Origin of the sequence: Mesorhizobium sp. PAMC28654 (assembly GCF_020616515.1) — a bacterium.
Taxonomy (GTDB): domain Bacteria; phylum Pseudomonadota; class Alphaproteobacteria; order Rhizobiales; family Rhizobiaceae; genus Mesorhizobium.
The window spans coordinates 923,822-943,455 of sequence record NZ_CP085135.1; the positions used below are offsets into that span (position 1 = coordinate 923,822).

17 protein-coding genes and 4 pseudogenes are annotated in these 19,634 nt (G+C 59.7%); 15 read left to right on the forward strand and 6 right to left on the reverse strand.

The features are described 5' to 3' along the window. Window positions 1–20: 20 nt before the first annotated feature. Together LGH82_RS04555 and LGH82_RS04560 are read right to left on the reverse strand one after the other, a co-directional pair. Window positions 21–1,520: pseudogene (locus LGH82_RS04555) on the reverse strand (NarK family nitrate/nitrite MFS transporter); the annotation flags it as partial. A gap of 71 nt (window positions 1,521–1,591) precedes the next feature. After that, window positions 1,592–2,944, reverse strand: a pseudogene (locus LGH82_RS04560) (IS3 family transposase). Between the two features lie 297 nt (window positions 2,945–3,241). Between LGH82_RS04560 and LGH82_RS04565 the strand changes: the two are divergent. The 7 genes and pseudogenes from LGH82_RS04565 to LGH82_RS04600 all read left to right on the forward strand — a co-directional run bounded on the left by LGH82_RS04565 (window position 3,242) and on the right by LGH82_RS04600 (window position 10,502). Next, window positions 3,242–4,393: pseudogene (locus LGH82_RS04565) on the forward strand (IS3 family transposase). Window positions 4,394–4,432: 39 nt separating this feature from the next. After that, a complete protein-coding gene (locus tag LGH82_RS04570; protein ID WP_227347472.1) occupies window positions 4,433–4,669 on the forward strand; it encodes a helix-turn-helix domain-containing protein in 237 nt (78 codons plus the stop codon). A gap of 643 nt (window positions 4,670–5,312) precedes the next feature. Then, entirely contained in the window at window positions 5,313–6,023 is a 711-nt protein-coding gene (locus LGH82_RS04575) for a c-type cytochrome (protein WP_227347473.1), read from the forward strand. A gap of 10 nt (window positions 6,024–6,033) precedes the next feature. Further along, complete coding sequence (locus tag LGH82_RS04580) at window positions 6,034–7,314, forward strand: c-type cytochrome (RefSeq protein ID WP_227347474.1); 1,281 nt, start codon at window positions 6,034–6,036, stop codon at window positions 7,312–7,314. 203 nt (window positions 7,315–7,517) lie between these two features. After that, complete coding sequence (locus LGH82_RS04590) at window positions 7,518–8,075, forward strand: cytochrome C oxidase subunit II (RefSeq protein WP_227347476.1); 558 nt, start codon at window positions 7,518–7,520, stop codon at window positions 8,073–8,075. Continuing rightward, entirely contained in the window at window positions 8,065–9,687 is a 1,623-nt protein-coding gene (locus LGH82_RS04595) for a b(o/a)3-type cytochrome-c oxidase subunit 1 (protein ID WP_227347477.1), read from the forward strand. Before LGH82_RS04590 ends, LGH82_RS04595 begins: the two co-directional genes overlap by 11 nt. After that, window positions 9,687–10,502: a c-type cytochrome gene (locus LGH82_RS04600; RefSeq protein WP_227347478.1), complete on the forward strand. Its 816-nt coding sequence runs from the start codon at window positions 9,687–9,689 to the stop codon at window positions 10,500–10,502. The genes LGH82_RS04595 and LGH82_RS04600 overlap by 1 nt, the downstream gene beginning before the upstream one ends. A gap of 477 nt (window positions 10,503–10,979) precedes the next feature. Here LGH82_RS04600 and LGH82_RS04605 read toward each other — a convergent pair whose 3' ends face one another. Then, complete coding sequence (locus LGH82_RS04605) at window positions 10,980–11,573, reverse strand: NnrS family protein (protein ID WP_227347479.1); 594 nt, start codon at window positions 11,571–11,573, stop codon at window positions 10,980–10,982. A 111-nt stretch (window positions 11,574–11,684) separates the two neighbouring features. Between LGH82_RS04605 and istA the strand changes: the two are divergent. Both istA and istB read left to right on the forward strand, forming a co-directional pair. Beyond that, window positions 11,685–13,158, forward strand: a pseudogene (gene istA / locus LGH82_RS04610) (IS21 family transposase). Then, window positions 13,155–14,048, forward strand: a complete 894-nt coding sequence (gene istB, locus LGH82_RS04615) for an IS21-like element helper ATPase IstB (RefSeq protein ID WP_227344001.1) — start codon at window positions 13,155–13,157, stop codon at window positions 14,046–14,048. The pseudogene istA and the gene istB overlap by 4 nt, the downstream one beginning before the upstream one ends. A gap of 28 nt (window positions 14,049–14,076) precedes the next feature. Here istB and LGH82_RS04620 read toward each other — a convergent pair whose 3' ends face one another. Further along, window positions 14,077–14,790, reverse strand: a complete 714-nt coding sequence (locus LGH82_RS04620; RefSeq protein ID WP_227347480.1) for an NnrS family protein — start codon at window positions 14,788–14,790, stop codon at window positions 14,077–14,079. 314 nt (window positions 14,791–15,104) lie between these two features. Between LGH82_RS04620 and LGH82_RS04625 the strand changes: the two genes are divergently transcribed. The 5 genes from LGH82_RS04625 (at window position 15,105) to LGH82_RS04640 (ending at window position 16,937) form a co-directional block, all read left to right on the forward strand. After that, complete coding sequence (locus LGH82_RS04625) at window positions 15,105–15,491, forward strand: hypothetical protein (protein WP_227347481.1); 387 nt, start codon at window positions 15,105–15,107, stop codon at window positions 15,489–15,491. A 229-nt stretch (window positions 15,492–15,720) separates the two neighbouring features. After that, entirely contained in the window at window positions 15,721–15,918 is a 198-nt protein-coding gene (locus tag LGH82_RS33565; RefSeq protein WP_413771422.1) for a hypothetical protein, read from the forward strand. Beyond that, entirely contained in the window at window positions 15,897–16,181 is a 285-nt protein-coding gene (locus LGH82_RS33570) for a hypothetical protein (RefSeq protein WP_413771423.1), read from the forward strand. The genes LGH82_RS33565 and LGH82_RS33570 overlap by 22 nt, the downstream gene beginning before the upstream one ends. Then, window positions 16,150–16,266 (forward strand): excalibur calcium-binding domain-containing protein, encoded by a 117-nt coding sequence (locus LGH82_RS33575; RefSeq protein WP_227347482.1) that lies wholly within the window; start codon window positions 16,150–16,152, stop codon window positions 16,264–16,266. The genes LGH82_RS33570 and LGH82_RS33575 overlap by 32 nt, the downstream gene beginning before the upstream one ends. Before the next feature lie 266 nt (window positions 16,267–16,532). Beyond that, window positions 16,533–16,937: an ion channel gene (locus LGH82_RS04640; RefSeq protein WP_227347483.1), complete on the forward strand. Its 405-nt coding sequence runs from the start codon at window positions 16,533–16,535 to the stop codon at window positions 16,935–16,937. Window positions 16,938–16,949: 12 nt separating this feature from the next. Here LGH82_RS04640 and hemN read toward each other — a convergent pair whose 3' ends face one another. Beyond that, window positions 16,950–18,299 carry an oxygen-independent coproporphyrinogen III oxidase gene (gene hemN, locus LGH82_RS04645; protein ID WP_227349478.1) on the reverse strand — a complete coding sequence of 450 codons (1,350 nt, stop codon included), beginning with the start codon at window positions 18,297–18,299 and terminating at the stop codon, window positions 16,950–16,952. A 159-nt stretch (window positions 18,300–18,458) separates the two neighbouring features. Here hemN and LGH82_RS04650 point away from each other — a divergent pair, with 159 nt between their 5' ends. Then, entirely contained in the window at window positions 18,459–19,187 is a 729-nt protein-coding gene (locus LGH82_RS04650) for a Crp/Fnr family transcriptional regulator (protein ID WP_319799943.1), read from the forward strand. Here LGH82_RS04650 and LGH82_RS04655 read toward each other — a convergent pair. Further along, a complete protein-coding gene (locus LGH82_RS04655; RefSeq protein ID WP_227349479.1) occupies window positions 19,184–19,600 on the reverse strand; it encodes a hemerythrin domain-containing protein in 417 nt (138 codons plus the stop codon). The two genes, LGH82_RS04650 and LGH82_RS04655, sit on opposite strands and share 4 nt — an antisense overlap. Between the last annotated feature and the right edge of the window lie 34 nt (window positions 19,601–19,634).

Here is a 19,634-nt window from a genome sequence, read left to right on the forward strand (position 1 = left end):
TCGGCTACGGCCGGTTGGACGGACGCGCCCCGATTGGCACGCTCGATGTCGTGAAGAAGGCCGCCCTTGCGGGTGTAGACGGCCCAAGTGATGACGAGGCAGCTGACGTAGAATATCAAGAACCCCCAGAGCGCGGCGCTCGGTCCGCCCGTCAAGGCGATCGAACTGCCGTAGCTCTTCGGGATGAAGAAGGCGCCGAAGGCTGCGATCGCTGACGTAAAGCCGGTGATGGCGGCGGACTCCTTCTCCGCCTGCCGACGGCGCGTCTCTGCATCTGCCGTGGGCATTAAGCGGCTCATCTCCTTGGCCATGATCACCGGGATCATCTGGAAGGTGGAGGCATTGCCGACACCGGTGGCGAAGAACAGCAGTAGGAACGCGGCGAAGAAGCCAAGGAATGCACCAGGTTGATCCTTTATGCCGATGAACCACAAAACCCCTGCTGCACCCGCGATCATTAGGACGAAGACCCAGAAGGTGACGCGCGCGCCGCCATATTTGTCCGCCAGCCACCCGGTGCCCGAGCGCGACAGGGCGCCGACAAGCGGGCCGAGAAAGGCGAACTGAAGTGCGTTGACGTCTGGGAACAACATTTTCGTGAGCAGCGGGAATCCGGCCGAATAGCCAATGAAAGACCCAAAAGTTCCAGTGTAGAGCCAGCACATGATCCAATTGTGCCGGCGCTGGAAGATCACAGCCTGCTCAGTGAAAGATGCCTTGGCCGAAGCGATGTCGTTCATGCCGAACCAGGCCGCAAAAGCCGAGATCGCAATAAACGGCACGAATACGAAGCCGGCATTCTGCAACCATAAGGGCGCCTCGCCCGTCGGTCCCTTGACCATGGCCGGATCGCCACCGAACCAGCCGAATATCCCGGCGGTGATTGCGAGCGGCACCACGAACTGGACGACGCTGACGCCGAGATTGCCAAGGCCAGCGTTAAGCGCAAGCGCATTGCCCTTTTCCGCCTTCGGGAAGAAGAAGGAGATGTTGGCCATGGAAGAGGCAAAGTTGCCGCCGCCTAGGCCACAGAGCAACGCGAGCAAGAGCAGCACTACATACGGCGTGTCTGGATTCTGCACGGCATAGCCGATCCCAACCGCCGGGATGAGGAGGGACCAGGTCGTCAGGGTCGTCCAGAGCCTGCCGCCAAAGATCGGCACCATGAAGGAATAGAAGATGCGCAGCGTCGCGCCCGAGATTCCGGGCAGAGCCGCAAGCCAGAAGAGCTGGTCCGTGGTGAAGGTGAAGCCCACGAGCGGCAGCTTGGCGACGACGACCGACCATACCTGCCAGATGGCAAAAGAAAGGAGAAGCGCCGGGATCGAAAGCCACAGGTTGCGCCGTGCGATGCGGTGGCCGCTTTCACCCCAGAATACCTTGTCCTCCGGTCGCCAGTCCGTCAGAGCACCGCCCGATCGGGGTCCTGTCGCCGGCTTTGGCATGCCCTGCATTTCGGGGAAAGGCGGGAGCTTGGCGAGGGCTTCGCCAGCGACCCCGCGTTCCATCTGGCGGATTGTCCGTCGTCAGATCATTTGGCTCAGATTGGATCGCAGATTAGCGGAGTGTCGGCCTCATCTTGGGGTTGATGTTAAGCGGCGATCTTGCGGTGCTGCAAGCGCCGATGTTGGATGGTTTGGCGTTTGATCCTTTCTCGCTGTTTGATAATGGCTGCGGCCCTGCCGAAGTAGGCGTCGGCTGGCGTTACGTTGGCCAGGCTCTCGTGGTAGCGTCGATGGTTGTAATGTTCGACGAAGGCTGCGATCTGGGCCTCAAGGTCGCCGGGCAGAAAGTAGTTCTCCAAGAGGATTCGGTTTTTGAGGGTCTGGTGCCAGCGCTCGATCTTGCCTTGGGTCTGGGGATGCATTGGAGCGCCCCGGACATGGCTCATGCGTTGGTCCTGGATATAGTCCGCCAGTTCGCCGGCGATGTAGCTGGGGCCATTATCGCTGAGCAGCCGAGGCTTGTGGTGCACATGGGCCTGGTCGCACCCTGAGGCAGTAAGTGCCATGTCCAGCGTGTCGGTGACGTCCTCGGCCCGCATGGTGCTGCACAGTTTCCAGGCGATGATGTAGCGGGAGTAATCGTCGAGCACGGTCGACAGGTACATCCAGCCCCAGCCGATGATCTTGAAGTAGGTGAAGTCCGTCTGCCACATCTCGTTGGGTCGCGTCGTCTTGGTGTGGAACTCGTTCGCCGCCTTGATCACCACATAGGCCGGGCTGGTGATCAGATCGTAGGCCTTGAGGAGCCGGTAAACGCTGGCTTCCTGACACGAAGTAGCGCGTCTCGTCGGTGAACCGTACTGCCAGTTCGCGCGGGGAGAGCTCGGACTGCTCCAGCGCCAGTTCGATGATCTGGTCATGGATGGCAGGCGGGATGCGGTTCCACACCCGGCTCGGCGCCGAGGGCCGATCCTGCAGCGCCTCAGGCCCGCCCTCGACATAACGGTCATACCAGCGATAGAAGGTCCGGCGCGGGATGCCCAGTCGGTCCAGCGTTTTGCGGGTTGGCAGGTGTGACTGCTCGACGATCCTGATGATCTCGAGCTTTTCGGATGCGGGATATCTCATTCTTGCTCGTCCCCATCCGCGATCATGCTTTTTTTGAGCAGACGGTTTTCCAGTGTCAGATCAGCGACGCATTCCTTCAGCGCGCCGGCCTCCCGGCGCAAATCCTTGACCTCGTCGCTGGTGGCAGCACGAGCGGTATCACCCGCCAATCGGCGCTTGCCGGCCTCCATGAACTCCTTGGACCAGGTGTAATACAGGCTCTGCGCGATCCCTTCCTTGCGGCACAGCTCGGCGATGCTGTCTTCGCCGCGCAGCCCGTCCAGCACGATCCGGATCTTGTCTTCCGCTGAAAAATGCCGCCGGGTCGCCCGGCGAATGTCCTTTACCACCTGCTCGGCAGGCTTCTTGGCACTTGAGGATTTAGGGCTCATCTTGGTTCCTTCGTCGTGACGACGAGATCAAAACCCTCCTTAATTCACAACCTCAAATCTGGGACACAGGTGCTGACGGGGAACACTTTACCACCTGCTCGGCAGGCTTCTTGGCACTTGAGGATTTAGGGCTCATCTTGGTTCCTTCGTCGTGACGACGAGATCAAAACCCTCCTTAATTCACAACCTCAAATCTGGGACACAGGTGCTGACGGGGAACAGTCGGATGCTATGTCTGGCCTGCTGCCGGTTTCGTGGACACCGAGATAAGGTGTTTAACGGAACTGGAGAGTGGGAATGCAGAGAAGGAAGTTCAGCCGCGAGTTCAAGCTTGAGGCGGTGAGATTGGTGAAGGATCGGGGCGTTGCGGTGGCGCAGGCGGCCCGTGATTTGGATCTCCATGAGAATGTGCTGCGCAAGTGGGTCCGCGAGACGAGCGCTGACCCGCAGCATGCCTTTCCCGGCCATGGTCAAATGAAGCCTGAGCAGCAGGAGATTGACCGGCTGCGTCGGGAAGTTACTAAGCTGAAGGCGGAGCGCGACATCCTAAAAAAGGCCGCAGCCTACTTCGCGAGGGATGCGATATGAGGTTCGCCTTTATCGCGAAGCACCGTTCGATCTGGCCGGTGGCATGGCTGTGCAATGCGCTGGATGTGTCGCGCTCAGGCTTCCATGCCTGGCTCAACCGCAGCCCCAGCGCCCGGTCCCAGCACGACGAGATGCTCGTTCCCAGGATCGACCGGAGCTTCAAGAGCAGCGACCGCACCTATGGCGCCCGTCGCGTCTGGCACGACGTCTTGGCTGAGGGAGTCTCCTGCGGTCGGTCTTCATCGCGTCGAGAGGCTCATGCGGGAGAACGGCTTGCGTGCCCGGCCTCGGCGCCGCGGGCTACCGAAGGACACTGGCGAGCGAGCCGCCGTGTCGGACAATCTCCTTGATCGCGCCTTCGAAGCTGCTGCTCCGAACCAGAAGTGGATTGCCGACTTCACCTACATCTGGACCGCCGAAGGATGGCTCTATGTTGCGGCGGTCGTCGACCTGTTCTCCAGGCGTGTCGTCGGCTGGGCGATGAAGGCCGAGATGACGGCCCAACTCGTCACCGACGCCCTAATCATGGCGATCTGGCGCCGAGGCAAGCCAGACAGCCTGCTCCATCATTCGGACCAGGGGTCGCAATATACGAGCGAGCAGTTCCAGCGCCTGATGGCCGATCACGGCATTACCTGCTCGATGAGCCGGTCCGGCAACGTCTGGGACAATGCTGCGATGGAGAGCTTCTTCTCGTCGCTCAAAACCGAGCGGACAGCCCGCAAGGTCTACAGGACGAGGGATCACGCCAAGGCAGATGTGTTCGATTACATCGAATGCTTCTATAACCCTCGGCGAAGGCACTCGACGCTGGGCTATCTCAGCCCCAACGAGTTCGAGGAGCAAGCTATGCTAGCTTAACCGGGTGTCCGAAAAACCGGCAGCAGGCCAGTCCTGACTTTGTCGAAGCAACAGGGGACGCCAGATCGAGCCATTCTACCGTTTGAGAAGGCGCTCGTCGCATCGGAGCTCGGCATGACTCGTGAATCCTTTTCGCGCGCGCTGTCGAGTCTCGGGAGATCGGGCATTCGGGTCGACGGGCAGATGATAGCAATCCTTGACGGTCCGCGCTTAGCCGCCGAATGCAAAATCGACTCGCTTATCGACGGGGCAGATACCGATGACTTCGTGGTCTGATTGACCGACGTCGCCGCAATCGTTGCTTTGTGTTGATCCAAGTCAACGCCTATCCGTCATTCTCACAGTCTCCTCAACCGGTCGAGGAAGGGAGAACGGATGTGCTAATAGACAGATCGACGATCACTATCTTAGTGTTGGAATTCTTTGCCTTCTTCGCTGTGCTGGCCTACGCCTCTTTCGAATCGCGTCATAAGTCACGCAAACAGCGCCATGCGCCGATCAAAACGGATTTGGACGAGAAACCTCGCCAGAATTCAATCAAGCCGAAAGCCTGAAGCGCCAAATATGAGATGGCGACCTGTTATCAGTGGAATTTTGAGCACAGGCTCTTGCTCATCCCGATCCTGAATCGGCGGTCCTGCGACGTATGAATGCCTCTTCAAAGTGTCCTGCCAGATGGTCGGAAAGTCCGCACCCTTGCTGCGCTTCAAATTGCACTCTGTGACAAGCTTGGACACAACATCGGCCATTGGGGGCGACCTCTTCGATAAACTGGCGGGTTTTCAAAGAAAACTTTGATCTCTGCCACCCGCTTTGACCCAGATCAAATAGGCCGACTTTTCTCGCTCGACCGGGCTAACTTCGCTTTCAAAATGGTCTTGGCTTGGCTATCGTGCTGGCCACAACCAAGGAGCTTGGGATGAGCGTCCGAATTCCGATCGCTGTCATCGCCGTCCTGCTGTTCGCTCCTGTCTCCACCCTCGTGCAGGCACAACAGGCGAACAGCGTACCGGACACAATTGAGGCTCGCGTGCAGGCGTGCACGATTTGCCATGGCGACAAAGGCAAAGGTACCAGCGACGTCTATTTTCCGCGGTTGGCCGGCAAGCCTGCAGGGTATCTCTACAACCAGTTGCGCGCATTTCGGACCGGACGCCGACATTATCCTCCGATGAATTACTTGCTGGAGTTTTTGCCTGAGCCCTATCTTAAGGCGATGGCAGAATATTTTGCCCAACAAAGCCCACCACTTCCCGTTCCCGCAACTCCAGAGGTCTCCCAGGAGATCCTGATGCATGGCAAGGAATTGGTCACGCGCGGAGACTCGGCGCGTTCGGTGCCAGCTTGTGCAAGTTGTCATGGGCCGTCCCTCACCGGGATGGAGCCGGCGATACCTGGTCTGCTTGGTCTGCGCCCATCCTATGTGAGCGCGCAACTTGGCGGCTGGCGCTATGGTACGCGCACGGCGCCTGCTCCGGACTGCATGCAAATCGTGGCCGGCCATTTAACCGAAGCGGATGTAAAGGCAGTCGCGGCCTGGCTTTCGACACTACCAGCGCCGCCAAACTCGTCACCCGCCCCGCATGGCACTTTCACGCTGCCTTTTGATTGTGGAAGCCAGCCGAAATGAGGGGATGACTATGCTCAAAGCGAAAATCCTTGGCGGCCTTCTCACCATTTCATGCGTTTCGGCAGTCGCACACTTCGAGCTTAATCAGATAAGCGCATCGGCTCAGGAGCAGACGTCAAATGTAGCCTCCGCGGCGATTTTGAAAGGTGAGTATCTGGCCCGGGCGGGCGACTGCATCGCTTGCCACACCGCTCCTGAGGGACGATTGTTTGCCGGCGGGCGGGCCATGCCCACGCCATTCGGCACCCTGTACACATCCAACATCACGCCGGATCCCGAGACGGGTATCGGCAAATGGACCGCCGACGAGTTCTACAGGACGATGCACACAGGTCGGTTCCCTGATGAAGGGTTGCTCTATCCGGCCATGCCATTCGCTTCCTACACCAAGGTCACGCGCCAGGACAGCGACGCCATCTATTCCTACCTCAAATCCATCGAGCCGGTGCGGCAGCAGAACCGACCTCATGACCTGGGGTTTCCTTATAACAATCGATCTCTAATCCTGGGCTGGCGAACCTTGTATTTCACCGAAGGTGAGTTCCAGCCGGATGCCAGCAAATCCGTGGAATGGAACCGCGGCGCCTACCTGGTCGAGGGGCTGGGCCATTGCGGCATGTGCCACAGCCCGATCAATGCACTTGGCGGGAGCCCGGAATCCGAGCAGTTCAAGGGCGGCTTGATCCCGATGCAGAACTGGTATGCACCTTCGCTCACGTCGAACAGGGAAGCCGGGCTAGGCGACTGGAGCATTAAGGAAATTTCCGACCTGCTGCGCACAGGTGTTTCCAGCCGGGGCGCCGTTTACGGTCCGATGGCCGAAGTCGTCTACAACAGCCTGCAATATCTCAGCGACGAAGACACGCGCGCCATGGCGGTCTACCTGAAGAGCATTGCTCAGGATAGCGCACCCGAGCCGGCGCAGCCGTCGGTTCCGGCCAGCGAGGGCAGTCTTCTGATGAGCCTCGGCAAGACGGTGTACGACACCCGATGCGCAAGTTGCCACGGCTCGCAAGGCCAGGGGACACCGCCGCATTACCCGCCATTGGCGGGCAACCAGTCCATCCAGATGGAATCCGCCGTAAATGCGATCCGGATGGTGCTCAACGGTGGTTATCCTCCCGGCACGGCGGGCAATCCCATGCCTTATGGAATGCCGCCATTCGCGGGCTCCTTGTCCGACAACGAGGTTGCGGCAGTTGTCACTTACATTCGCACGTCATGGGGAAATCGAGGTGCGGCGATCGGCGCCGCTGAAGCGAACGTACTGCGTTCCGCGCCGCTGAACTGAGGAAAACATGATCGATTCTGATGACCCCCCAACGAATTCCTCCGAGACCGAAGCGGAAGCTCTTGATCGAGTGCTGCGCTCCGGACCAGGCGGCGCATTTCTCCTGGCCGGGATCGCAACGACGATCGTCGTTGCCCTTTGGTTGGCGTTCTATCTATTCGTGTTCCTTCCCCATGCATCCCCGTAATTGACCGGAAACTGCGATGAGCGAGCATCAGATCGACCACGCCGCGGCGGCCGCCCGTGCCGAGCGAAACTGGGCAGCGATCGCCGTCTTGATCATTGTATTTCTTGCCGGCATGGCCGCGTTCGCGGGCATTCACCAGGCCACCATGCCTCAAGCTCGAGTCGAAACGGCAGACCCGAGCACGCTGCATCTGACGGGCGAGTTCGTCGAATCCAATCTCGGTAGCGCTCTCGAGCCTGATGGGTCGGTGACGGTTCGCGCCATCGGGCAACAGTACTCGTTCACACCGCAATGCATTCTCATTCCCGCCGACACGACAATCACTTTTCGCGCCACCAGCGCCGATGTCATTCATGGGCTCCTTATCCAGGGAACCAACGTCAACACCATGCTGGTTCCCGGCTACATATCCGTGCAGAGCGCACGCTTCCACACGCAGGGCGAATACCTGATGCCTTGCCAGGAATACTGCAGCTTCGGCCATGAAGGCATGTGGGGCAAGGTCAAGGTCATCGACAAGGCCGAATTCATGGCCATGGCGTCCCAGCAGGGGAGACTGAGCTGTGTTAAATAGCCGACGCCTGATACTAGCCCACTTCTGGCTTGCCTTCGCTGTCTTCGGCCTGGCGCTGCTTCTGGGCGCCTGGCAGATGTTCATCCGCAGCCCGCTGCACACATGGATCACCAATCCCGAATGGTACTACCGGTCGCTTACGGCTCACGGCACTGTAATGGGCTACGTTTTTCCGACCCTCGTTGCCATGGGCTTCGGCTACGCGATCTCCGAGAGCTCACTTAAGCAACCGCTCATCGGCCGCCGCTGGGCATGGGCGGGCTTCTGGCTGATCGTGATTGGCGCGGTAACGGCGATGGTGCCGGTGTCGCTGGGCCTCGCGTCCGTCCTCTACACTTTCTACCCGCCGCTGATCGGAAGCCCGTTCTATTATATCGGCGTCGTGCTGGTGGTCGTCGGGTCCTGGATCTGGGTCGCGCTGATGTCGATCAACCTGCGCGCCTGGAAGCGGAACAACCCCGACACGCCCGTGCCTCTGCCTATGTTCGCCAATGTTGCCGGCGCCTACCTCTGGGCCTGGACTGCAGTAGGAGCGGCTCTCGAACTGCTATTGCAGATATTGCCGGTTGCGCTTGGATTCAAAACCACGATCGACGCCGGGCTTTCCCGCATCTTCTTCTCCTGGACCCTGCATGCGATTGTCTATTTCTGGCTGATGCCCACCTACATTGCCTATTACACGATCCTGCCGCGGGCCATTGGCGGCAAACTCTACAGCGATACCATGGGCAGGCTCTCTTTCATCCTGTTCCTGGTGGTCGCCATGCCGATCGGCATGCATCATACTTTCGCCGACCCGCAAGTTGGCGCCGGTTTCAAATTCATCCATTCGGCATTCACTGCGCTCGTCGCGTTGCCCACCCTTCTGACCGTCTTTACCATCTGCGCATCCGTCGAGATCGCTGGTCGCCTTCGCGGCGGCCGAGGTCCCTTCGGATGGATCGCAGCGCTGCCGTGGGACAACCCCATCATGCTTGCCGCGGCGTTTTCCTTCATCCTGCTCGGGTTTGGCGGCGCTGGGGGGCTCATCAACATGAGCTACCAACTCGACTCGTCCATTCACAACACGCAGTGGATCACAGGACATTTCCACCTCATTTTCGGCGGTGCGATCGTCATCATGTATTTTGCGATCGCTTACGATCTGTGGCCGCATCTGACCGGCCGCGCGCTTGACAGCTTCCGCCTCATGCGCTGGCAGCTCTGGCTGTGGTTCATCGGCATGATCGTGACCACCTTTCCGTGGCACTATGTCGGCATCCTTGGCATGCCGCGCCGCATGGCCTATTTCGATTACACCGACCCTGCGCTGGCAGCGGACGCACTGTCGGTAACGTTGTCGACCTTCGGCGGGTTCATTCTACTGGTCTCCGGAGCACTCTTCATTCTCGTGCTCATACGAGGGCAGCGGGCACCAAGAACAGAGACCGGAGACTACCGATTCAGCACGGCTGTCCATCCGCCAATCTCCGTCCCCTTGGCCCTGAACGGCTATGGCCTCTGGATCGCGCTGATGATCGGGCTCACGATTACCAATTACGGATTTCCGATCGCGCAACTGGCGTTACGCCAGGGTACGTCGGTTCCGGCCGTCTACATCGGAGCAAAGTAATGCCAGCCGAGCGCCTGTTCTCCATAACCAATCCCTGGTTCAAGGCGAGTTTCGGGATCGCGGCCGCCTTGGTGGTCGCCACCGCGCTGGGCGGGTTCATACTGCTTCCTTACGCGCAGCCTGATCTCAAGCTCGCCGGACTGTGGGATGCGATATGCAGTGCCGCCGGCATTCCTCAGCAGCGGTCGAGCGCCGCTGTGGTGCAACCCGACTTTAAGACCTCGGACGTGGTGATGACCTCGTCGATGTTGAGCAATCCGACGAGCGTATCTGTCGGGCGCGGGGCAACCCTCGCTCAGCAGTGCGCGATCTGTCACGGTCCGACGGGCGTTAGTCGGGCAGACTCTCCAAACCTGGCCGGCCAGTACCCAGGTGCTATCTACAAGGAGTTGAAGGACTTCAAATCCGGCGCCCGGACCAATGTCGTGATGAGTCCCTTTGCCATCCATCTGAGCGAACAGGACATGATCGATTTAGCGGCTTACTACCATTTTCTGCCTCGGTTGCCGGCCTACCACCCGGCCCAACAGCTGCCGGCGCCTCGTATCGTGATCAATGGCGCACCTGTGCGGGGCATCGCCCCATGCGGCTCTTGCCATGGCAGCCTTGACAACAAAGCAGGCAGTCCATGGCTTGAAGGCCAGTCGGCTGTCTACATGAAAGCCCAACTGCAGGCGTTCGCCACCGGGAAGCGCCGCAACGACATCAGCCAGCAGATGCGAAACATTGCGCGAGCAATGACTCCCGAGGAGATAGACGAAGCTGCCCAATACTATGCAGCGCAGCCCTCGGGCGAACAAGCTGCGTCTCCATAAGCAAGAATGCCTGGCCCAAAGACACACGTCTTTGATGCGCATCAAAGCGGCGACCGCCATCGGCTGCCATTGTGTCGGCGATGAAGCGGGAGCTCCATCATATCGAAAACACTCGAGATTGCAGGCGACACATGACTACGGACAGCAACGGCCTTGGTCCCTGGCAGCCCGCGCGATTCCATCACCTTGCCCAGGCACTGATACCCTTGGCTGGCGTCGGAGTCTTTCTCGGCCTTTCCGCACTCACGGTCAGCCAACTCCGTTCGGATGGCATCGAATTTCCATTCGTCGGCCCGCTTCGTGCGATGATGCTCGTGCTTGCGACTATCTGGTCCGGAGCTGTGTTGGCAGGTGACGGGTCTCTATAATCGGGAACCTGGCCGACGAGTGCTCGCAATATCCTTCGTCGGGTTGGCCATGATCGTCACCGACGCCGGCTGGCTTCTGCTCTTCTCGGTCTGGTAAGCCGGCGTTGCCTCATATTTGCGGTATGAGCATGCGACGGAAAGCAACCAGGAACAGGCCGAAGGCGACAACCCACAGGGTGCCTGAAAGACTCGTTAAAGGACCGCCGTCGCCGGGCAACAATTCGACCAGGAGGCGCGACAGGCAGCAAATCGTCATCGCCACGAACGCGCCGGTCGCCGGAACCGAAGACGCGAAGGCGCGGCGGCTGTGCTTGCGCATCATGCTCGCCATGATGGCGAGAGCCATCGTGCCGATAGCGCCGATCGTCCAGGCATGAACGGCAGCCGCCTGCCCCAGCCTTGCAGGCGCGAAAATGTGGATCGCCAGAAGCCCGAAACCGACCGTGATCCAGCCGTACCCAATATGAAGAGCGAGAACTGACGACGACGCCACCATCCGCCATCCCCTCCACTGGGCGATTCGCATCACCTGACTGCAGGCGGCAAGGGCGCAGGCAAGGCCGGTGAATTGTGCCTGCGGCGCAACAACTGCGCGGCGACAAACAAGGTGAGACTCAGCGTCAATCAGGATGAGACTCGGCGGCGGGGGTGTGACGAAGGGAGGGCGTAGCCCGACCGGAGTTACACCCCCGCCGCCGCGCAATTTTTCAGCGTCTTATGATCGCGGTCGGCCCGGTAGCTTGGTGGTTTTCTGGAATGGAGAACCATCTTTGTGCCGGGTCGCCATGTAACCGATCATCAGACGAGGCTTTTTATGAAGTACCGACAAAACAATTCTATCGAGGTCGCCGCCGCCAAGGCGTCGATCAGCAGGGCGACGGCCTATCGCATCAAGACGGACGCGCACCTGCCATCGCAAAAGCAAAAGGCTCGTGGCCGGCGGAGGCCTGACCCTCTCGAGCATATCTTCGATGCCGAGGTCGTTCCCCTTTTGAAGGCGGCGCCAGGCATCCGTGTTGTCGCCATCTATGAGGAGATGCTGCGGCGGCACCCGGAACTGAGCGCGGGCATTCGCCGAACGCTGGAGCGGCGCATCCGGTCATGGCGTGCCATCCACGGCGAAGAGCAGGAGGTTATCTTCCGCCAGCTTCACGAACCCGGCCGACTCGGGCTATCGGATTTTACCGACATGGGCAGCCTTGACGTGTCGATCGCCGGCCAGTCTCTTGATCATCTACTCTACCACTTCCGGCTCGCCTGGTCCGGCTTTGAACACACCCATGTCATTCTCGGCGGCGAGAGCTTCGTGGCCCTGGCCGAAGGACTGCAGAACGCGCTGTGGTCGCTTGGGGGAGCGCCGCTCTATCATCGCAGCGACAGCCTGTCGGCGGCTTTTCCGCAACCTCAGCGCCGATGCGAAGGAGGATCTCACGCATCGCTACGAAGAGCTTTGCGCGCACTACCGCATGACGCCGACCCGCAACAACAAGGGCATCGCGCACGAGAACGGTTCGATCGAAAGCAGCCATGGCCATCTCAAGGATGCCATCCGTGACGCCCTTCTGATGCGCGGCAGCAGAAATTTCGACGATCTCGGCGCGTATCGAGCCTTCATCGACGAGATCGTCAGCCGGCACAACGCCAATCATGGCAAGCGCATCGATGCCGAACGCCCTCAACTGCAGGAACTTCCAGACCAGCGGACCAGCGACTTCGAGGAGGTGGTCGTCACCGTGTCGCGGACCGGCGGCTTCACCTTGCGCAAGGTCTTCTACACCGTTCCCTCCCGCCTGATCGGACATCGGCTTCGCATCCGCCTGTTCGATGATCGCCTCGAGGTCTTTATGGGAGGAACAAAGCTGATGACGCTGCCCAGGGGCCGAGGCCATGCCGACGGGAGGCACGATCAGGTCGTCAACTATCGGCACGTCATCCATTCCCTGCGCAAAAAGCCGATGGCGCTTCTTAATCTCGTCTATCGTGACAAGCTCTTCCCGCGGCAGGAATACCGCAGGGCCTTCGACGAGCTCATTGAGCGGCTGCCGGACAGGCAGGCGTGCAAGATCATGGTCGATCTGCTGGCGCTGGCCCACGATCGAGGCTGCGAGCGTGAGCTTGCCGAGCAACTCACCGAGACCCTCGACGCCGGCGACCTGCCCGATATTGCCGTCTTGCGAACCCTCCTCGGCCCGGACCCCGCACGGCTGCCGACCGTCTTGGTGCAACTCGCTTCCCTTAACGGCTATGAAGCCCTGATCGGGGCAACCCATGTGGGAGACGTCGCATGAGCAACGCCCACACCATCGACGAAGCCCGCCTCGGCATCATGCTCAACGAACTCCGGCTACCGACGATCAAGACGCTCTGGGCGCAATTTGCCGAGCAGGCCGATAGAGAGGGGTGGCCCGCCGCCCGGTTCCTCTCGGCCATCGCCGAGCATGAGCTGGCCGAACGGGCACATCGCAGGATCGAACGGCATCTGGCCGAAGCGCATCTGCCGCCCGGAAAGACGCTCGACAGCTTCGCCTTCGACGCCGTACCCATGGTCTCCAAGGCCCAGGTCATGGCCATGACCGCCGGTGACAGCTGGCTCGCCAAGGGCGCCAATATCCTGTTGTTCGGCCCACCCGGTGGCGGAAAGTCGCATCTTGCGGCAGCGATCGGACTCGCCCTCATTGAGAACGGCTGGCGCGTGCAGTTCGCCCGAACCACCGATCTCGTGCAGAAGCTCCAGATCGCGCGGCGAGAGCTGCAGCTCGAAGCCGCCATCGCCAAGCTCGACAAGTTCGATCTGCTCATCCTCGACGATCTGGCCTACGTCACCAAGGACCAGGCCGAAACGAGCGTGCTCTTCGAACTCATCTGCGCAAGATATGAGCGGCGTTCCATCATGATCACCGCCAATCAGCCCTTCGGAGAATGGAACAGAATCTTTCCGGACCCCGCCATGACCCTCGCCGCAGTGGACCGACTTGTTCACCACGCAACGATCTTCGAGATGAACGTCGAAAGCTACCGGCGCAGATCCGCCATGGAAGCCAAACGCCAGCGCGGCAGGCCAGCCTCTTACGCGACAATCAAGAACAAACACGAACTTGTCGCGGAGCGGCAATCAGAAATAGATGAAGGCCTTGCCAGCGACAATCAGCATGATAATTTGCACGTGACCGCGACCTGAGAATCTCATCCAGATCGCCGCTCACGTCTCATCCAGATCGTCGCGCTATAGCAACAACCCACGAACCAAGGGCGCATGCTGCCACGACCGCTGCCGCGTACTCAAAAACAGCGGAGCGATCGATGAAGATCCGGCCGCCGGCGCTTTCGACGTAAGCCATGGTCAAAGCCGGCACGACCCGTCCTCCGATGATCATGAGGAGGCCGATGATCGAAGCCAGGGCTAGTCGCAGTGCAAATTCTGCCTGGTAGGACGCTGCTGCGAGCACGTTGCTGCCATAGAAGATAAGCAGCAGAAACACTATCTTCAGATTGCGGCGGTCCCGGCTGGCGATCACTTGGCTCGCCGCGATCAAGAGGAGCGTCAGCACCAAAAGCGCCGAGAGGGCAAGCCCGGCCGAATGCGACAGGAACAGGAAAGTCCCCCGGCTGCACAGCCATAGAGCAACCAGCAAACGCGTGGTGAGCGGCGTCACTGCACGTCGTCCTGTCCATCGGGGCAGCGCCGTCAACAGAAAGCCAGTCAAAATGGCTGGAACCATCCCGAACAGAAGCACGTTGCGATGCCAATCGCCGGGAGATATCCCGGTTGGGCCGATGGCCTGTATTCCGAACGCTGACGGCAGCCAGACCGCCGCGCCTACAATCGCGTCCAACCCCGCGATAAGAAAAAATGGCCGAAACGGCGCCGATGTCTGCTTCTGCTGCGCATCGAAAGTGAGCACACTCCCTTCTGTAACCATGCAAGAATTCCTCTACGGGGATGACTGACACAGCATCCTCGTGCCGCTCCGAAACCCGCATGATCGGCGGTCGGAAAAGCTCAATCCGCGAAGGCAATACTGTCGATGATCGATCTCCGTGTTTGCTCCAGCGCAAACAGGCTGCAAAATGGCCGATTACAGTCAAAGAGATTTTCGAGACCGGGACGGCTAACTGTAAAGCGCTGCGTCTGGTTACGTTGCGACCGGCCGCGAAACGTCGCACCCGTGCTGCGCCAATGGCTCGATCGGACGCCGGCTGACCTGATTGGCCTTGCGACAGGAGCGAAGAAGATATGATGCAGAACGTTCCATTGAATGGCGTCGACGGCACCCGGCGCTTTGCCGACATGGCCGTTGTCGGCCGGCTGGCAAATTTGATCAAGGACGCCCGGCTCGATTGTGAGTGCCGTTCCAGGCTCGACGAGACGCTGGCGCGATTTACGGCTCTGGAAGTCCGGCGCGCGGCACGCGAACATCTTGCCAACGCCCACACCCAACGCGAGCGCATCGAAGCCATTCTCTTCTTCCTGCAGGATCTCGATGAAATGGGAACTGCCGAGCGGGATCGTAGCGTCTACCTGGATGTCGCGCTCCTGTTCGATGACATCGCGAATACCGCAAGGGAAGGTGCATTTTCGATGCGGCAACTCAGTTTATCCCCGGTGCCGCCCGGGCCATAGATGGTCGGCCGCAAGAGTTGGTGAGGGCTGCAGGCGTCCCGACCGACCCGGTTCCGGCGATCGTCGATCACGGTCCAAACAGAGCCCGCGGCCACCTCCGGTATGGGTGAAACTCAACACATTTCACAAAGGAGAAATCGCGTGAAGAAATGCATGATGCCAACAATCGCCATGGTCCTCTTCGTCTCCCCGGCGCTTGCGACGGGAATGCACTCCGGCCGGCCATGAAATGATGACTATCGGTCAGCCGGGCGTGGCGGCCAAAGTAGACCGGACTATCGCGATCAGCATGGTCGAGAACGAAGATGGATCGATGGCGTTCGATCCGGTTTCAGTCACTGTGAAAAAGGGCGAGACGGTGCGTCTGGCCTTCACCCATGAAGGCGAATACGGCCACGAATTGTCATGGATACGCATGAGCAGGTGATGGAGCATAAGGCCGTGATGGAGAGGCTTCCCCATATGGAACACGCCGACCTCAATGCGATCCGCATCGGGCCCCAAGGAAACGGCGAGATCGTCTGGGCCTTCACCAGCGTCGGCAAGTTCGAGTTCGCCTGCCTGATACCGGGTCATTTTGAGCTTGGAATGAAGGGGGTGTTCAATCAAGGGAAGTTCGTTCCCGCGAATTGCGCAAAGCTGGTCTTGCCAGCCGCGTTTGACGTGTTCGCAAATCAGCTCGTGCGATGAGGCTCGGTGGTATCTCGAAAATTGTTCCTGGGGCGGCAAGCTCGATCGCGACAGCGACGGCATACCATGCGAGTCACTTTGCTGATTGCGCGCCGCTCAGCAGCGAACCAGGCAAAGCTGTAGCAATCAACTCGGCGGCCATGTTGACATTGGGATCGCGACGGGGTGTTGCCATCCCGATGCTTCAGCTCGATGCCCCGAACTACCAGTTCCGACGCGAACCATGTCGATCTCGTCGGTTTTCCAGCGCGGACAGGCTGTCTCCCGCGCCCGCGGCGACAAGCACATCCTATCTAACGCGCGTGGCCACCCCTCAGCAATGATCTGGAACAGTACCCGTACGCTCCGCGCATGATTCTCAATCTGCTCATCGGCACCATCGTCATAAGCCTGACGGTCCTGGTCCATACTTTTGGTCTGATCGCCGTTACGCATGCGATGGGATACCTTGTCGCCCAGTTTCGCATGCATGGACGGCGCAGCCGCACCGTCGCGATGATGGGGCTCTTCGCCGTCATGACTGCCGAGGTCTGGCTCTGGGCAGGACTATATTGGCTGCTTGATGTCTTCGCCGACTTCGAAACCGCCCTGTACTTTTCGACGGTCGGCTACGGCGACATTGTGCCCGCTCATGCATGGCGCCTACTGGCGGCGCTCGAAGGCGTCAACGGATTTCTGCTCATCGGCTGGTCGACCGCCTATCTGATCGCGGCGGGCACTCGCATTGGTCCTTTCAAGGCCGGCGAGCATTTCTGACCGGCCTGATGCTCAGACCGCCACCGAATGCCTGGCTTTGCCAGTTTCGAGATATCTGTCGAACTCCGCCGCGATGCTTCTGACGAAAGCGCGACTTTCCGCCGGCACGACGAAGCTGTCGCCATCGAGTTCCAGCAACCTGGCGGGATCATGAAGGGCCATGGAACGTGCCTTGAGGAGAAGTCTTTGGCCGGCTTCGCCAAAACGCTCCACCAGGTCGATCGCCGAGAAGGCGAAGTCACACATCAGCCGCTCAATGATCCAGCCGCGAACACGGTCATCTTTTGAAAACGCGATACCACGGACAACGGCCAGCCCGCCATCGGCGACCATGCGCCCGTATTCAGCGGTCGAAGGCATGTTCTGCGTGTAGCCCTGGCGAAAGCGGCCGATGGACGATGGACCGAGCCCGATCAGCGTTTCGCAGCGATCCTCGGTATAGCCCTGGAAATTGCGATGCAAGGTCCCTGCGCGCGCCGCCTTAGCCAGCGCATCGCCCGGCTTGGCGAAGTGATCGAAGCCGATGGCTTCGTATCCCGCGTTCAGCATCAGACAGGCGGCAATTTGCGATTGGGCGAACCGTTCTGCCGAATCCGGCAGCCACGCCTCATCGATCATCGTTTGATGCTTCTTGAACCAGGGCACATGCGCGTAGCCGAATAGCGCCATCCTGTCCGGTTCCAGGGTTAGCGCCTGGGCCACGGTAGAACAGACGCTCTCCCTGGTCTGATGCGGAAGGCCGTAGAGCAGGTCCAGATTGACCGATTCTACACCGCGCGAACGAACCCCATCGACAACCGCCTTGGTCTGCAAAAAGCTTTGCTCGCGGTTGATTGCCTTCTGGACTTTCGGATCGAAATCCTGCACTCCAAGGCTCGCTCGCGTCATGCCGATTTCGGCGAGCGCGTCGAGGCGTGCCTGGTCCATATCGTTGGGATCGATCTCGACGCTGATCTTGGGGTTCGCAAGAAAATCGAAGCTGTCCCGCAAGACCGTTCCCAGCGTCACCATGTCCTCGGGCCTCAACATCGTTGGGGAACCGCCGCCGAAGTGAATTGCACGGACGACGGCTTTGCCCCTCACAATACGGGCAACGGTCGCGATCTCCGCATGCATAGAGCGCAGATATTCGGTCACCGGCTTATAGTGGCGTGTCTGCTTGGTATGGCATGCACAGAACCAACAGAGCCTGTCGCAATAGGGGACGTGCAGATAGAGCGAGACCTCGGCACCGCGTTCGAGCGTCTCCAGCCAGCCACGATAAATGGTTGCATCGATGCCCGAATGGAAATGCGGTGCCGTCGGATAGCTGGTGTAGCGTGGGACGTTCTCGCCAAGCCTGGCAGCTAATTCCGGTCGCATGTCGCTGTCCACTGTGTTTGCATGGCTGGGACCTTGGTCGGATCGGTTTGCTAAAGCCTTGATTTCGGTCAAAGACCTGTGCTGGGGACAAACTGCCGCAAGGATTTTTCGGCGGCCTATGCTATCTTGCCCGCGCTTTGGATCCTTGGGACGATCATGATGACAGTGCGGCAGGACGTTCATAGCGCCAGCATTCCAGTGCTTTGCCAGTCTTGCGAGGCACGGCATCGCGGCGTCTGCGGCGCGCTCGATCCCGACCAACTGGTCGGACTCGCCAAGGTCTCATCGAAGAACAGGATTGAGCCCGGGATCGAACTGATCGGCGACGCCGAGACCGTCGAGAGCTATTCGAATGTGCTTTCAGGCGTGGTGAAGCTGACAAAGAGCCTTTCGGACGGCCGCCAGCAGATTGTCGGCCTGCAATTCGCCCCCGATTTTCTGGGAAGGCCTTTCAAGGTGGAAAGCGCGATCAACGCGGAAGCCGCAACCGCCGTTTCCTTGTGCTCGTTTCCAAAAGCAACCATCGAACGGATGATGAAGGCATCGCCGGAACTCGAGCATCGTCTGCTCAAGCAAACACTGAACGAACTCGACGAAGCACGCGACTGGATGGTGACGCTGGGACGCAAGACGGCATCAGAAAAAGTGGCGAGCTTTCTGCTGATGATCGCCAGAAACATCGATCCTACGGTTGATCCGGCTATCAGGTCGGCGACCTTCGACCTGCCGCTGACGCGCTCCGACATCGCCGATTTCCTTGGCCTGACGATCGAAACGGTTAGCCGTCAGTTGACCAGGCTGCGAACAGACGGCGTGATACGGATCGAGAACAACCGGCATATCACGGTCGACAGCTTGACCCGGCTACAGCGACGATCTGGCGCCTAGGACCAATCGACGATCCCGATCATCGGCAAGACGTGCTCGCGCTCAAACGCGATATGCCGACGCACGCTTTCGAAGAAGCCACGCAGCATGAAGCCGACGGCTTCGGCATTCTTGACTGTCTCGCTTTGGCCAATCGCCAGCAGAATTTCAGTGACCTCGCCGGCAAAGCATTCGTCTTCGACGTGTTCGGCGCGCAATCGCCGGGTTGAGGCAAGGTTGACATTCACGCCGGCTAAAGCCGCCTCATAGGCGGGAAAGATGATCGTCTCTTCGTATTGATGGATGTTGCGCAACAGCGGGACGATCGCGTTGGCTGTACCAAGGCAATGAAGGCGATCGACGCCCGGCAAGGCATCGGCGATTTTTTCCAGGGCATCACAGAGCTGCAGTTTTTGCCTATGCGCGCGCTTCATAACGGCGCCTTGGGCCGCCGCTCTGCCTGATCGG

Excerpts from the sequence above, each read along its gene's own strand:
- LGH82_RS04580 (WP_227347474.1), top strand. The coding sequence starts at position 6,034 with ATGCTCAAAGCGAAAATCCTTGGCGGCCTTCTCACCATTTCATGCGTT.
- LGH82_RS04655 (WP_227349479.1), bottom strand. The coding sequence starts at position 19,600 with ATGAAGCGCGCGCATAGGCAAAAACTGCAGCTCTGTGATGCCCTGGAA.
- LGH82_RS04625 (WP_227347481.1), top strand. The coding sequence starts at position 15,105 with ATGATGCAGAACGTTCCATTGAATGGCGTCGACGGCACCCGGCGCTTT.
- LGH82_RS04640 (WP_227347483.1), top strand. The coding sequence starts at position 16,533 with ATGATTCTCAATCTGCTCATCGGCACCATCGTCATAAGCCTGACGGTC.
- LGH82_RS04620 (WP_227347480.1), bottom strand. The coding sequence starts at position 14,790 with ATGGTTACAGAAGGGAGTGTGCTCACTTTCGATGCGCAGCAGAAGCAG.
- istB (WP_227344001.1), top strand. The coding sequence starts at position 13,155 with ATGAGCAACGCCCACACCATCGACGAAGCCCGCCTCGGCATCATGCTC.
- LGH82_RS04575 (WP_227347473.1), top strand. The coding sequence starts at position 5,313 with ATGAGCGTCCGAATTCCGATCGCTGTCATCGCCGTCCTGCTGTTCGCT.
- LGH82_RS33570 (WP_413771423.1), top strand. The coding sequence starts at position 15,897 with ATGGATACGCATGAGCAGGTGATGGAGCATAAGGCCGTGATGGAGAGG.
- LGH82_RS04600 (WP_227347478.1), top strand. The coding sequence starts at position 9,687 with ATGCCAGCCGAGCGCCTGTTCTCCATAACCAATCCCTGGTTCAAGGCG.
- LGH82_RS33565 (WP_413771422.1), top strand. The coding sequence starts at position 15,721 with ATGATGACTATCGGTCAGCCGGGCGTGGCGGCCAAAGTAGACCGGACT.
- hemN (WP_227349478.1), bottom strand. The coding sequence starts at position 18,299 with ATGCGACCGGAATTAGCTGCCAGGCTTGGCGAGAACGTCCCACGCTAC.
- LGH82_RS04650 (WP_319799943.1), top strand. The coding sequence starts at position 18,459 with ATGACAGTGCGGCAGGACGTTCATAGCGCCAGCATTCCAGTGCTTTGC.
- LGH82_RS04590 (WP_227347476.1), top strand. The coding sequence starts at position 7,518 with ATGAGCGAGCATCAGATCGACCACGCCGCGGCGGCCGCCCGTGCCGAG.